The 14,138-nt window shown below is 74.3% G+C and carries 11 protein-coding genes; 6 read left to right on the forward strand and 5 right to left on the reverse strand.

Annotated features, from left to right (window positions below; genetic code table 11):
- Nucleotides 1-49: 49 nt before the first annotated feature.
- Genes GPA02_RS07425 through GPA02_RS07435 form a run of 3 tightly spaced genes read right to left on the reverse strand, consistent with a single transcriptional unit; the run spans nt 50 to nt 3,643 of the window.
- The gene (locus GPA02_RS07425) at nt 50-937 is read right to left on the reverse strand and encodes a MaoC/PaaZ C-terminal domain-containing protein (protein WP_156199282.1); all 888 of its coding nucleotides are present in this window, start codon (nt 935-937) and stop codon (nt 50-52) included.
- Entirely contained in the window at nt 934-2,283 is a 1,350-nt protein-coding gene (locus tag GPA02_RS07430; protein WP_156199283.1) for a 3-oxoacyl-ACP reductase, read from the reverse strand. Before GPA02_RS07430 ends, GPA02_RS07425 begins: the two co-directional genes overlap by 4 nt.
- A gap of 40 nt (nt 2,284-2,323) precedes the next feature.
- Nucleotides 2,324-3,643, reverse strand: coding sequence for an acetyl-CoA C-acetyltransferase (locus tag GPA02_RS07435; RefSeq protein WP_156199284.1), 1,320 nt, complete (start codon nt 3,641-3,643; stop codon nt 2,324-2,326).
- 89 nt (nt 3,644-3,732) lie between these two features.
- Here GPA02_RS07435 and GPA02_RS07440 point away from each other — a divergent pair, with 89 nt between their 5' ends.
- The 4 genes from GPA02_RS07440 to GPA02_RS07455 all read left to right on the forward strand — a co-directional run bounded on the left by GPA02_RS07440 (nt 3,733) and on the right by GPA02_RS07455 (nt 8,335).
- Nucleotides 3,733-4,383, forward strand: a complete 651-nt coding sequence (locus GPA02_RS07440; RefSeq protein ID WP_156199285.1) for a TetR/AcrR family transcriptional regulator — start codon at nt 3,733-3,735, stop codon at nt 4,381-4,383.
- Entirely contained in the window at nt 4,380-6,455 is a 2,076-nt protein-coding gene (locus tag GPA02_RS07445; protein WP_156199286.1) for an acyl-CoA dehydrogenase family protein, read from the forward strand. Before GPA02_RS07440 ends, GPA02_RS07445 begins: the two co-directional genes overlap by 4 nt.
- Nucleotides 6,456-6,528: 73 nt before the next feature.
- On the forward strand, nt 6,529-7,116 hold the full coding sequence (locus GPA02_RS07450) for a TetR/AcrR family transcriptional regulator (protein WP_193567840.1): 588 nt from the start codon (nt 6,529-6,531) through the stop codon (nt 7,114-7,116).
- Between the two features lie 49 nt (nt 7,117-7,165).
- Nucleotides 7,166-8,335: a pyridoxal phosphate-dependent aminotransferase gene (locus GPA02_RS07455; RefSeq protein ID WP_420809356.1), complete on the forward strand. Its 1,170-nt coding sequence runs from the start codon at nt 7,166-7,168 to the stop codon at nt 8,333-8,335.
- Nucleotides 8,336-8,381: 46 nt separating this feature from the next.
- Here GPA02_RS07455 and GPA02_RS07460 read toward each other — a convergent pair whose 3' ends face one another.
- Nucleotides 8,382-8,567, reverse strand: a complete 186-nt coding sequence (locus tag GPA02_RS07460) for a DUF1918 domain-containing protein (RefSeq protein ID WP_156199287.1) — start codon at nt 8,565-8,567, stop codon at nt 8,382-8,384.
- 141 nt (nt 8,568-8,708) lie between these two features.
- On the opposite strand from GPA02_RS07460, the gene GPA02_RS07465 reads away from it, so the two are divergent.
- Nucleotides 8,709-9,509 (forward strand): HAD-IIA family hydrolase, encoded by an 801-nt coding sequence (locus GPA02_RS07465; protein WP_156199288.1) that lies wholly within the window; start codon nt 8,709-8,711, stop codon nt 9,507-9,509.
- Between the two features lie 19 nt (nt 9,510-9,528).
- On the opposite strand, the gene GPA02_RS07470 is transcribed toward GPA02_RS07465, so the two are convergent.
- Entirely contained in the window at nt 9,529-11,433 is a 1,905-nt protein-coding gene (locus GPA02_RS07470; RefSeq protein ID WP_156199289.1) for a beta-propeller domain-containing protein, read from the reverse strand.
- Between the two features lie 151 nt (nt 11,434-11,584).
- On the opposite strand from GPA02_RS07470, the gene purL reads away from it, so the two are divergent.
- Nucleotides 11,585-13,924: a phosphoribosylformylglycinamidine synthase subunit PurL gene (gene purL, locus GPA02_RS07475; protein WP_240133938.1), complete on the forward strand. Its 2,340-nt coding sequence runs from the start codon at nt 11,585-11,587 to the stop codon at nt 13,922-13,924.
- The last annotated feature ends 214 nt before the right edge of the window (nt 13,925-14,138 follow it).

The raw sequence follows: 14,138 nt of genomic DNA on the forward strand, positions 1-14,138 counted from the left end.
GGCGCGGCGGGCGCCGCGTGGTGCCGGTTGCCGCCCGCCCGGCGACGGGTCAGAGCGGGGTGACGGCCCCGGTGAGGTACCGCTTGCCGCTGCGGGCGTCCCAGCCGGCGTAGTCGTGCCCGCCCGTGGCGCGCGCACCCAGGCCGAACGTCACGGTCCCCGGCAGCAGCACCGGCTTGCCGAACTCCACGGTCCAGCGGAACGCGTCGCCACGCGCCACGCCGACCGTCGCGAGCGCCCGCGCGGCCGTGTACATGCCGTGCGCGATCGCGCGGGGGAAGCCGAACAGCTTCGCGCCCAGCGCGCTGGTGTGGATCGGGTTGCGGTCGCCCGAGACGGCGGCGTAGCGGCGCCCGACGTCGGGGCGCAGCCGCCACTGGCCGGCCACGGGCGGCAGCGCCGGCACGTCGCGCTCGCCGGGCTCGGCCGCGGCGGCGCCCGCGACCGTCCTGCCCTTGGCGAGGTAGGTGCTGACGCCGCGCCACACCGTCTCGCCGTCGCGGTCCACCTCGGTGACGAGGTCGACCTGGGTACCGGCGCGGTGCAGCCTCAGGTCCTCGGCCCAGGCCCGCACGGCCAGGCGGTCGCCCAGGCGCAGGGGTGCCCGCTGCTCGACGTCGTTCGCCAGGTGGACCATGCCGAGCAGCGGCAGCGGGAAGTCGGCGCGCGCCATCACCGCGACCGCGACCGGGAAAGCCAGCACGTGCACGTAGCCGGCCGGCAGCACGTCGGTGCCGGGCTCGCCCAGCAGGTGCTGGTACTCCGCGAGCTGGTCGCGGTCGGCTGCGACGTCGTCGACGGCGTAGCGCACCGCGGGCAGCGTCGTCGGCTGCCGGGTGGTCATCACGGTCTGCGCCATCCGGCCCAGCGCCTGCGCGTAGAGCGAGCCGAGCGTCGGCACCTCCGCCAGCCGGACCTCGCGCATCTCGGCGGTCATCGGCCCACCATGTTCTGGCCGCACACGCGCAGCACCTGGCCGTTGACGCCGGCCGCCTGCGGCGAGGCGAGGAACGAGATCGCCTCCGCGACGTCGACCGGCTGGCCGCCCTGCTGCAGCGAGTTCAGCCGGCGCGCGACCTGCCGCGTGACGGCGGGGATGCGCGCGGTCATCTCGGTCTCGATGAACCCGGGCGCGACGGCGTTCGCGGTGCCGCCCGCGCGGGCGAGCCGCGGCGCGAGCGCCTGCGTGGCGCCGATGACGGCGGCCTTGCTGTACCCGTAGTTGGTCTGACCGCGGTTGCCCGCGATGCCCGACGTCGACGCGAGCGAGACGATCCGCAGCCCGTCGGGCGCCAGGTCCTCGGCGGCGAGCAACGCCTCGTTCATCCGCAGCTGCGCCGCGATGTTAACCGCGATCACCGAGTCCCAGCGCTCGGGCGTCATGTTCGCGAGCAGCTTGTCCCGCGTGATGCCGGCGTTGTGCACGACGAGGTCGAGACGACCGAAGCGGGCACGGGCGACCTCGATCACCCGCTCGGCGGCGTCGTCGGCCGTGATGTCGAGCTGCAGCGCGACGCCGCGCACCTCGTTCATGACGGCGCTCAGCGAGTCGCCGGCCGCCGGCACGTCGACGCCGATCACGCGCGCCCCGTCGCGCGTGAGGACGCGGGCGATCGCCGCCCCGATGCCGCGCGCGGCACCGGTCACGACGGCGACCCGGCCCTCGAGCGGGCGGGTCCAGTCCTGCGGCGCGGCACCCGCGCCGTCGACGGGGAGCAGCTGGCCGTCCACGAACGCGCTGCGCGCGGAGAGGAAGAACCGCAGCGCACCGAGCACGGCGGGCACCTCGAGCGCGACGCCGTCGGCGACGACGAGACCGTTCGCGGTGGCGCCCGCGCGGAGCTCCTTGCCGAGCGAGCGGGTCAGGCCCTCGACGCCGGCGCGGGCGGCCGCGACGGCCGGATCGTCCTCGGCGGACGCCGCGCGCGACAGCGTGACGACGCGGCCGCTGGGCGCGAGGTCGCGCAGCATCCCGGCGGTCGCCAGCACGCGCTGGCTCGCCTGGGTCGGGTCGACGATGTCGGTGAGCACGAGCACGATCGCGCCCACCCTGGTGCCCACGGCGACCGTGCGTCGCACGTCGAGGTCCCAGGCGAGCAGCCCGGTAGCGACCGCGTCGGCGTCCGGCCCCTCGCCGACGACGACGACGGGTCCGGGGACCAGCGGGTCGTCGACGCGGCGGGGGTCGGTGCGGCGCAGCCGCGCCGGGCGTGGCAGCCCCAGCTTCTTCGCGATCTGTTTGGTGAACCCGGAGTTGACGAGCTCGAGATAGGTGTCGTTCATGGCGCCCTTGGGGTCGACGGTGCGGGGGAACGGTCGGTGCTCAGGCCTCGAGGATCATCGCGACGGCCTGGCCGCCCGCCGCGCAGACCGAGATGAGGCCGCGCACGGGCGCGCCGTCGGCCGCGCTCGCCTTGCGCTCGGCGAGCAGCTTGGCGAGGGTGCCGACGATCCGGGCGCCGGTGGCGGCGAACGGGTGCCCGGCCGCGAGCGAGGAGCCGACGACGTTGAGACGGGCAGGGTCGACCTGGCCGATCGCCGGGAGCCCGACCTTGCGGCGCGACCAGTCGTCGTCCGCCCACGCGGCGGTGGTCGTGAGCACGGTCGAGGCGAACGCCTCGTGGATCTCGACGAACGCGAAGTCGTCGAGGCCGAGGCCGGTGCGCGCGAGCAGGCGCGGCACGGCGTAGGCGCCGGCCATGAGGAGGCCGTCCTCGCCGCGCACGAAGTCGACCGCGGCCGCTTCGGCGTCGACGACGTGCGCGAGCACCGGCAGGCCGCGCTCGGCCGCCCACTCGTCGGAGGCGAGCAGGACCGCGGCGGCGCCGTCGGACAGCGGGGTCGAGTTGCCGGCGGTCATGCTCGGCGACTCGCCCTTGAGCCCGAACACCGGCTTGAGCTTCGCGAGCTTCTCCGCGGAGGTGTCGGGGCGCAGCGCCTCGTCGCGGGTGAGGCCGCGGTAGGGCGTCATGAGGTCGTCGAAGAACCCGCGCTCGTAGGCTGCTGCGAGGTTGTGGTGGCTCGCGAGCGCCACCGCGTCCTGCGCCTCGCGCGTGATGCCCCACTCGCGCGTGGTCAGCGCCTGGTGCTCGCCCATCGACAGCCCCGTGCGGGGCTCGGCGGTGTCCGGTGCCACGGGCACGAGGTCACCCGGGCGCAGCCCGGCGAGCAGCTGCAGCCGCTGCGGGACGGTCTTGGCCCGGGAGAGCTTGAGCAGCGTGCGGCGCAGCCGGTCGCTGACGACGATCGGTGCGTCGGAGGTGGAGTCGACGCCCGCGGCGATGCCGGACTCGATCTGGCCGAGGGCGATCTTGTTCGCGACGTCCCACGTGGCCTCGAGGCTCGTGGCGCACGCTCGCTGCAGGTCCGCGGCGGGTGTCTGGGGCGAGAGGCTGGCACCGAGCACGGCCTCGCGGGTCAGGTTGAAGTCGCGCGAGTGCTTGAGCACCGCACCGGCCATGACGTCGCCCAGGCGCTCGCCGGCCAGCCCGTGGCGGGCGACGAGACCGGACAGGGCCGCCGTCAGCATGTCGAGGTTGGAGGCCGCGGCGTAGGCGCCGCCGGCCTTGCCGAACGGGATCCGGTTGGCGCCGACGACGGCGGCGCGGCGGGTGGTGGACGCGGGCTTGCTGGGCTTGGGCATTCGGACCTCACCTGTCGGGGTCGGCTGGGCCGACGGCCGCGGCCGCCGTCAAACTGTCTAGAACCTACAGTACCTGATACTGTGAGTTCGTGACCTCGGACACACCCGATCTCCTCGGCGACGCGGACGGGCGGTCGACGCGCTGGGACGCGCACCGCCAGCGGCGCCGCGCCCAGCTGTGCACCGCCGCGCGCAAGGCGGTGCACCGGCTCGGTCCCGACCTGTCGATGGACGAGATGGCCGCCGCGATGGGCACGAGCAAGTCGATCGTCTACCGCTACTTCACCGACAAGTCCGGCCTGCAGGCCGCCGTCGGCCAGGCCGTGCTCGACGAGATCGCCGACGCGCTCGCGCAGGCCTCGCGGCAGCAGGGTCCGGCGCAGGACCGCATGCGCGCCATGATCGAGATCTACGTCAGCACGCTCGCGCAGTCGCCCAACGTCTACCGCTTCGTCATCGCCCAGCAGGGCGCCTCGATGTCGAGCTTCCTCTCCACGGTCGCCGAGGCGGTCGCGGTGCCGCTGCGCGAGATCCTCGGCGACGCCGACCCCGACGGTCGGCTCGCCGCGCTATGGGCCAACGGGATGGTCGGCTTCGTGCGCGGCGCGAGCGAGGACTGGATCGACACACCACCCGCCCACAGGCTCAGCACGACCGAGATGGTCGAGCTGCTCGCCGGCTGGCTGTGGCGCGGGGCCACAGCCGTCTCCCGCATCCGGACCACAGGAGCCACCTCATGACCAGCACCACCGCCACGCCGGACACCGCCGTCGAGCCGCGTGTCGACCGCGACGTCGTCAACGCCGCCCTCGACGGTCGCTGGGCGGAGCTGCGGCGCCAGAGCCGTGACCTGTTCCTCGACCCCGACCTGCGGCGCGAGCCCGGGCTGAGCATGGAGGAGCACCGTGAGCGCGTGCTGGGCCAGCTGCGCAAGATGGTCGAGCTGGGCGCCGTGCAGCGGGCCTTCCCCGAGAGCGTCGGCGGCCAGAACGACCACGGCGGCAGCCTCGCACGCTTCGAGGAGGTCGCCGTCGGCGACCCGTCGCTGCAGATCAAGGCGGGCGTCCAGTGGGGACTGTTCGCCTCCGCGATCATGCACCTCGGCACCGAGCACCACCACCGCACCTTCCTGCCCGGCGCCGTCGACCTCAGCGTGCCCGGCGCGTTCGCGATGACTGAGATCGGGCACGGCTCCGACGTCGCCTCGATCGGGACGACCGCGACGTACGACCCCGAGACCGAGGAGTTCGTCCTCCACACCCCGTTCCGCGCGGCGTGGAAGGACTACCTCGGCAACGCGGCGCTGCACGGCGTCGCGGCGGTCGTCTTCGCGCAGCTGATCACCCAGGGCGTCAACCACGGCGTGCACGCGTTCTACACGCCGATCCGCGAGGTCGGCCCGGACGGTCGCGCGGGTGCGCTGCTGCCCGGCGTCGCCAGCGAGGACGACGGCCTCAAGGGCGGCCTCAACGGCATCGACAACGGTCGGCTCGCCTTCGACCACGTGCGGATCCCCCGGACCAACCTGCTCAACAAGTACGGCGACGTCGCCCCGGACGGCACCTACTCCTCGCCGATCGCGAGCCCCGGACGCCGCTTCTTCACGATGCTCGGCACGCTGGTGCAGGGTCGGGTCTCGCTGTCCGGCGCCGCGGCCGTCGTCTCCAAGATGGCGCTCGCGACCGCGATCCGGTACGGCTCCGAGCGGCGCCAGTTCACCGCGGCCGACCCGCACACCGAGGTCACGCTGCTCGACTACCAGCGCCACCAGCGCCGGCTGCTGCCGCTGCTCGCGCGCACCTACGCGGCGCAGTTCATGCACAACGACCTGCTGCAGCGGTTCCACCAGGTGTTCGCCGGCGAGACCGACACCGACGCCGACCGCGAGGACCTCGAGACACTGGCCGCCGCGTCCAAGCCGCTGGCCACCTGGCTGGCGCTGGAGACCGTGCAGGAGTGCCGCGAGGCTTGCGGCGGGGCCGGCTTCATGGCCGAGAACAAGCTGACCGGCTGGCACAGCGACCTCGACGTCTACACGACCTTCGAGGGTGACAACAACGTGCTGCTGCAGCTGGTCGGCAAGCGGCTGCTGACCGACTACGGCCGCTCGATCGCGCGCATGGACGTCGCCGGCACCGTGCGCTACGTCGCCGACCGCGCCGTCGACATGACGATGCACCGCACCCCGCTGCGCCGCGCCGCGCAGTCGATCGCCGACTTCGGCTCCGCGGCCCGCTCCGCCCTGGAGATCCGCGACCCCGCCGTGCAGCGCGAGCTGCTCGAGGAGCGCGTGGAGTCGATGGTCGCCGAGATCGCCGAGCGGCTCCGGCCGGCCCGGACCGCCTCGCCCGAGGAGGCCGCGCGCCTGTTCAACGAGAACCAGAACGACCTCATCGAGGCGGCGCGCGCGCACGGCGACCTGCTGCAGTGGGAGGCGTTCACCGAGGCCCTCGCCACGATCAAGGACGCCGACACCCGCCGCGTGCTCACCTGGCTGCGCGACCTGTTCGGGCTGGTCACCATCGAGCGCAACCTCGCCTGGTACCTCATCCACGGCCGTATCTCGAACCAGCGCGCGCGCACCGTGACCTCCTACGTCAACCGGCTGCTGACGCGCCTGCGGCCGCACGCCCTCGACCTCGTCGAGGCCTTCGGCTACTCGCCCGAGCACATCGGCGCGACGATCGGCACCGGCGTCGAGGCGCAGCGGCAGGAGGAGGCGCGCGCCTACTACCGCCGGCTGCGCGCCAGCGGCGAGGAGCCGGTGAGCGAGAAGGCGTTGCGCGACGCCGAGAAGGCCGCCTCCCGCTGACGCCAGGCCTCTCGGTCCCGCTGTCGCGCGCATCGGCCTGCCCGCCGCGCCGCCCGGCCACTAGCCTGTGGACATGGCGGCGCGGGGGGCCTACCGCAAGGGCATCGAGAAGCGTGAGGAGATCCTCCGCCTCGCCCTCGAGGTCCTCGCGCGCGAGGGGTACCGCGGCACGACGGTCCGGGACCTCGCCGACGCCGTCGGGCTGAGCCAGACCGGGCTGCTGCACTACTTCGGCAGCAAGGACGAGCTGCTGACCGCGGTGCTGCGCCGTCGCGACGAGATCGACAGCGAGGACGAGGAGGGGCTGTCGGTCGCCGAGCGCCTCATCCGGACGCTGCGCCACAACGCGACCGTGCCGGGCCTCGTGATGCTCTACGCCCAGCTCTCGGTCGAGGCGGCGGCGCCCGAGCACCCCGCCCACGAGTACTTCCAGGAGCGGTTCGCCACCCTGCGGCGCGAGATCGCCGACCTGATCCGTGCCGGCCAGGGCGACGGCAGCATGCCCGCGACGCTCGACCCCGAGCGCACCGCCACGATGGCGCTCGCGCTCTCCGACGGCCTGCAGGTGCAGTGGCTCTACGAGCCCGGCCTCGACATGGCCGCGCACGTCGAGCACCTGTGGGAGCTGATCGTCGCCTCGGCGCCCGGCGCGACGTCCTGACGGCGTCCGGCCGGCACCGCGCGACGCACCGGGCTGGGAGGATCGGAGGGTGCCGACCCGACCCAGCGCCCGCGCCCAGGTGCCGCCGTTCCAGGTGATGACCGTGCTCGACGAGGTCGAGCGGATGCGTGCCGCCGGGCGCGACGTGGTGTCGCTGTGCGCGGGCGAGCCGTCCGGCGGCGCGCCCGCCGCGGTGCACGAGCGCGCCGCCGAGCTGCACGGCGACCGGGCCGCGCTCGGCTACAGCCCGGCGCTGGGGATCACGCCGCTGCGGGAGGCGATCGCCGGGCACTACCGGCGCTGGTACGGCCTCGAGGTGGCGGCCGACGACGTCGCCGTGACCACCGGGTCCTCGGGCGCCTTCGTGCTGGCGTTCCTCGCGGCGTTCTCGCCCGGCGACCGCGTCGGGCTCACCCGCCCCGGCTACCCGGCGTACCGCAACACGCTCGCCGCGCTGGGCTGCGAGGTCGTCGAGATCGCGGTCGGGCCGACCACCGGCTTCCAGCCGACGCCCGCGCTGCTGGAGGCCGCGGGGCCGCTCGCGGGGCTGGTGCTCGCCTCGCCCGCGAACCCGACCGGGTCGATGACGTCGCGCGCCGAGCTGACCGCGCTCGCCACCTGGTGCGCCGAGCACGGCACCCTGCTCGTGTCCGACGAGATCTACCACGGCCTCGCCTACGCCCCCGAGGACGCCCCCGGCACGTGCGCGTGGGAGATCGACCGGGACAACGCCGTCGTGGTCTCGTCGTTCTCGAAGTACTGGGGGATGACCGGGTGGCGGCTCGGCTGGGCGCTGCTGCCGCCGGCGCTGCGGGGATCGGTCGACGCGCTCGCCGGCAACCTCGCGCTGTGCCCGCCGGTGCCCGCGCAGCACGCCGCGCTCGCGGCCTTCGAGGAGCGCTCCTACGACGAGGCGCAGCAGCGGCTCGCCGCGCTCGCCGCGGCCCGCGAGGTCGCGCTCGACGGCGCCCGTCGGCTCGGGTGGGGACCCGTCGCACCCGCCGACGGCGCGTTCTACCTCTACGCGGGCGTCCCGCTCGGCGAGCACCCCGACTCGGTGTCGTGGTGCCGTGCGCTGCTCGCGCAGCAGGGCGTCGCGCTCGTGCCGGGCGTCGACTTCGACGCGGTCGACGGCGTGGCGTTCGTGCGGCTGTCGTTCGCCGCCGGTGCCGACGCGGTCGCCGAGGCGTTCCGGCGGATCGAGGCGTTCCAGGGCTGAGCGGTCCCGCCCGCGCCGCGCGGGCGGGACCGGGACCCGGTGAGGGTCAGGCGGGGGTCAGGACGCGGCAGTCGGTGCCCGGGTAGGTCAGGCCCTCGTGGCCGTCGTCCCAGCGCACCAGGTACGGCGGCTCGCCGTCGCGGCCACGCACCTCGAGGATCTCGCCCTCGCGGCGCGGCTCGGTGACCTTGCGACCCTCGACGACGATCCGGTCGCCCACCTTCGCGCGCATGCCATCACCTCCTTCGCGGTGCTGACGTCACCCGGTGGACAGCATTATCGGCCTTCGCGCCGCGCGGCGGGCGCGGTCGGCGGAGGGGTGCCCTGCGGACCCCGAGGTGGTGACGTCGGCGGGCCTCGGTAGCCTGGCGCGGTGCCCCCGGCCAGCTACGACGCCTACGTCTTCGACCTCGACGGCACCATCTACCTCGGCGAGCACGCCCTGCCGGGCGCGGTCGAGACCATCGCGGAGCTGCGCCGTCGCGGCGCGGTGGTGAGGTTCATCTCGAACAACGTCACCCGCTCGCCCGAGCAGTACGTCACCAAGCTGCGCGACCTCGTCATCGCGACCGACCTGAGCGAGGTCGTCACGCCGACCGTCACGACCGTGCGGTGGCTGCTCGCGCACGCCCCGGACGCCGTCGTCTTCCCGATCGCGCCGCCGCCGGTGGTGGCGGCGCTGACCGAGGCGGGGATCGCCGTCGGGCAGGACCCCGAGCGCATCGACGTCGTGCTCGCCTCCTACGACCGCACGTTCGACTACGCCAAGCTGCAGATCGCCTTCGACGCGATCTGGTTCCACCGGCGCGCCCGGCTGATGAGCACCAACCCGGACCGGTTCTGCCCCTACCCGGGCGGCCGGGGCGAACCGGACGCCGCCGCCGTCGTCGCGGCGATCGAGGCGAGCACCGGCACGACGTGCGAGCGGACCTTCGGCAAGCCCGACCCGGTCGTGCTCGAGCTCGCGCTCGCCGGCGTCGACGTCGCGCCCGACCAGGTCGTCATGGTCGGCGACCGGCTGGCCACCGACATCGCGATGGGCGCCGCGGCCGGCACCGCGACCGCGCTCGTGCTCACGGGGGACTCCACGGCCGCCGAGGCCGCCGCGCTGCCGCCGGAGCAGCGACCCACCTACGTGCTCGACGGCGTCGGGGGCCTCCTCGACGCGGTCTGAGGTCGGAGCAGCCGCGGTTTCACAGGACCGCGACCGGGCCGCCCTCCAGCGTCGTCAGGTCGAACCGGAACAGGTCGGTCCAGCCGACCGCCCACAGGTCCTCGCCCGCGACCAGCACCCGGATCACGCCGCCCGCCCACGGGTCGCCCTGCCCGGTCGTGTCGACGCGGGGACCCTCGGTGATCGTGCCGTCGGCGACGTCGACGGTGACGAGCCCGACCCGCGGGCCCTTGGCGTCGAGGTCCTCGGCGTCCCAGTCGTAGGTCTCGGCCGGCAGGTACACCCGGCCGTCCCAGAGCAGGAACGCCCGGTGGTCCCACTCGGCCGCCGAGCCGGTGTCGGGCCAGCCGAGCTGGCCGACGCGCTCGGGCGCCGTCACGTCGGAGACGTCGAACAGCGAGACCTGCAGGCCCGTGGTGCGACCGTCGTCGGTCGCGTCCTGGCCGACGCCGAGCAGCAGGTCGTCGCCGAGGGGGTGCAGGTACGCGGAGTAGCCGGGGATCTTCAGCTCGCCGACCGCGACCGGGTGCGCGGGGTCGCTGGTGTCGAGGAGGTACAGCGGGTCGGTCTGCCGGAACGTCACGACGGCCGCCAGGTCCGGGCCCAGGTAGCGCACCGCGTAGATCTGCTCGGTGAGCCCCAGCCCGTCGACGCGACCGACCTCGGCGAGGTCGTCGCCGTCCTCGCGCAGGATCACCAGCGACGACGAGGTCGGGTCGCCCGAGGACGGCGGGGTGAGCGTCGTCGCGACCCGCACGACGCCGTCGGCCTCGTCGATCGAGAACTGGTCGAGCAGCCAGCCGTCGACCCGACCGGAGGCCACGTAGCGGGTGGCGTCGGGGTCGCTGATGTCGAACGTGTGCAGGTCGGTGTGGCTCGTCGAGGCGTCGGACCCGCCGTCGCTCGACCACGACCACCACGGGCTGGTCGCGACCACGACCCGCTCGGTCGAGGCGTAGACGGTGCCGCCCGCGGCGAGCACCCCGGCGGCCGAGGACGGCGTGGCGTCGCCGTCGACCGGCAGCGTGACGACCGAGACGGTCGAGAAGCCGCTCACCTCCGACGGCGTCCCGATCGCCGTGCAGTCGAGCAGCAGCTCGGGCGTGCCGCCGGTGCCGGCGGCGTCGACCGGCTGCCGGTGCGGCAGCCAGTCGTCGATCGTCGACTCCTCGACGACGCGGCGGTTCGCCTCGAGCGCGTCGGCCTCGGCCGCCATCGAGCCGTCCTCGGGGTAGCTGAACACCAGCCCCGCGGGGGCGCTCGTCAGCACCAGCCGCACGGTGCCGTCGATCAGCCGGGCCGAGCTGTAGGTGCCCTCGACCCGCGTGGTCCCGACCACCTGCGGGTCGGCGGGGTCGGCGAGGTCGACCCGGACGATCGAGGTGCGCTCGCTGCCGGTGCCGTGCGGGCCGTAGCCGTACCACTGCGTCGCGAGCACGACCAGCCGGTCGCCGTCGAGCAGCAGCTCGGCGCTGCCCTCCTCCAGACCCGGCACGTCGACGGTGGCGAGCACCTCCGCCGTCGCGACGTCGACGACGCGGACCCGGCCGCTGACCGAGGTGACGATCACCTCGCCGTTGGTCTTGACGACGTCGGCCTCGTCGACGCCCTCCACCTGGTTGTTGGTGCCCGAGTGGCTCGACCCGTCGGCGCCGCCGGCGGCGGTCGTCTCGGCGCCACCCGCGGAGTCCTCGACAGCGAACGGCATCGGCCATCCGGCCCAGCCGTCGAGACCCCACGCGGTCACCCGCTCGGCGGCCTCGGCCTTGAGGTGCGCGAGCAGGTCGTCGCAGGAGCCGAACGTCTCCAGACCGACCGGCCCCGGCCCGGCGGCCTGCGGCGGGCCGAACTGGGTGGTGCACGCCGTGGCGAGCAGCAGCGAGCCGAGCGCCGCGGCGGCGAGGGTAGGACGGGTCGCTCTCATGACCGACCTGTGTCGGCCGGGGCGGCGCCGTTGCGGCCGTGACCCGATCGTGACCCAGGCCCGGCGGCGGACGGGGGCGGGCGGCGGCGTCCAGGGGCTCCGCGGCTGGGTAGATTGGCCACGCCTGCCCGCGCTCGAAGGAACACACCACGTGACGACCACCGCTGCCGCCGACACCGTCGAGAACGCCGCCGCGACCCCGGACCTGGAGCAGCCGTACCGGGAGCTGGGGCTCAAGGACGACGAGTACGCGCGCATCCGCGAGATCCTCGGGCGCCGGCCCACCAACGCCGAGCTCGCGATGTACTCGGTGATGTGGTCGGAGCACTGCTCCTACAAGTCGTCGAAGAAGCACCTGTCGCAGTTCGGCGAGAAGACCACCGAGGAGATGCGGCGGCACCTGCTGGTCGGCATCGGGCAGAACGCGGGCGTCGTCGACATCGGCGACGGCTGGGCGGTGACGTTCAAGGTCGAGTCGCACAACCACCCGAGCTTCGTCGAGCCCTACCAGGGCGCCGCGACCGGCGTCGGCGGCATCGTGCGCGACATCATCTCGATGGGCGCGCGCCCGGTGGCGGTGATGGACCAGCTGCGATTCGGCGCGATCGACCACCCGGACACCGCGCGCGTCGTGCACGGCGTCGTCTCCGGGATCGGTGGCTACGGCAACTGCCTCGGGCTGCCGAACATCGGCGGCGAGACCGAGTTCGACCCCTCCTACCAGCGCAACCCGCTCGTCAACGCCCTCTGCGTCGGGGTGCTGCGGCACGACGACATCCACCTCGCCAACGCCTCCGGCACCGGCAACAAGGTGGTGCTGTTCGGCGCCCGCACCGGCGGCGACGGCATCGGCGGCGCCTCGATCCTGGCGTCGGAGACCTTCGACGACGCCAAGCCCACCAAGCGCCCCAGCGTGCAGGTCGGCGACCCGTTCATGGAGAAGGTGCTCATCGAGTGCTGCCTCGAGCTGTACGCGGCGGGCGTCGTCGAGGGCATCCAGGACCTCGGGGCCGCGGGCATCTCCTGCGCTACCTCGGAGCTGGCGAGCAACGGCGACGGCGGCATGCACGTCGACCTCGAGAAGGTGCTGCTGCGCGACCCCACGCTGACCGCAGGCGAGATCCTCATGTCGGAGTCGCAGGAACGCATGATGGCGGTCGTCGCGCCCGACAAGCTGGAGGAGTTCCTCGCGATCACCGGCCGCTGGGACGTCGAGACCACCGTCATCGGCGAGGTCACCGGCACCGGCCGGCTGACGATCGACCACCACGGCCAGCGCATCGTCGACGTCGACCCGCGCACGGTCGCGCACGACGGCCCGGTCTACGACCGGCCCTACGCGGTGCCGGCGTGGCAGGAGTCGCTCAACGCCGACGCCGCCGAGGCGCTGCCGCGCGCGACGTCGGCAGACGAGCTGCGCGGTCAGGTGCTCGCGCTCGTCGGGTCGCCGAACCTCGCCAGCAAGTCGTGGGTCACCGACCAGTACGACCGCTACGTGCAGGGCAACACCGCGCTCGCGCAGCCCGACGACGCGGGCGTGGTCCGCGTCGACGAGAGCACCGGGCTCGGGGTCGCGATCTCGACCGACGCGAACGGCCGCTTCAGCAAGCTCGACCCGTACGTCGGCGCGCAGCTCGCGCTCGCCGAGGCCTACCGCAACGTCGCGACCGTCGGCGCCCGCCCGCTCGCGGTCACCGACTGCCTCAACATGGGCTCGCCCGAGGACCCGGACGCGATGTGGCAGCTGGTGCAGACGATCACCGGGCTGGCCGACGCGTGCGCCGAGCTCGGGGTGCCGGTGACCGGCGGCAACGTGTCGCTGTACAACTCGACGCTCGCGGGCGAGGTCGGCGTCGGGCACATCGACGCCTCGATCCACCCCACCCCGGTCGTCGGCGTCCTCGGGGTCGTCGACGACGTCGCGACCGTCAACCCGTCCGGCTGGCGCGCCGAGGGGCTGGGCCTGTACCTGCTCGGCACCACGCGCGAGGAGCTGTCCGGGTCGGTCTGGGCCGGCGTCGTGCACGACCACCTCGGCGGCCGCCCGCCGGTGGCGGACCTCGCCGCCGAGCGGAGGCTGGCCGAGGTGCTGGGTCAGGCGACCCGCGACGGCCTGCTCGCCGCCTCGCACGACCTGTCCGCGGGTGGGCTGGTGCAGACGCTCGTCGACGGCGTGCTGCGGTTCGGCACCGGCGCGAGCGTCACGCTCACCGAGCTGTGCCTGCGCGACGGCGTCGACGCCACGACCGCCCTGTTCAGCGAGTCCGGCGGCCGGGTCCTCGTCGCGGTGCCGGCCGAGGCGGTCGACCGCCTCACCGCCCTGGCCGAGGAGCACGGCGTCCCGCTGCTCCGGGTGGGCACGACGGGCGGCGACACCCTCGACGTCACGGTCCCCTCGCCGTCGGGCGCCCCCGAGGCCGCGACCCTCTCGCTCCCGCTCGCCGAGCTCCGCGAGACCAGCGAGGCCACCCTCCCCGCCCACTTCGCGTAACCGCCCCCGGCGCGCCACGGGCGGCAGTCCCGCGCGGCCACGGGCGGCAGGCCCACCCGCGACGCGTGCGGCCTGTCTACCCAAGGCGCGCGGGCCAGCAGCCCACTCCACCCGTCGGCCAACTCGTACATGGGTGCCCAGCTCGTACGGTGCACGGTACGAGCCGGGCACGGCGGTACGAGTTGGCGCGGGATGTGCGGCGGCTGGGTCGCGG

It is taken from the genome of Actinotalea caeni, assembly GCF_009733795.1.
In the GTDB taxonomy this organism is placed as follows: Bacteria; Actinomycetota; Actinomycetes; order Actinomycetales; family Beutenbergiaceae; genus Pseudactinotalea; species Pseudactinotalea caeni.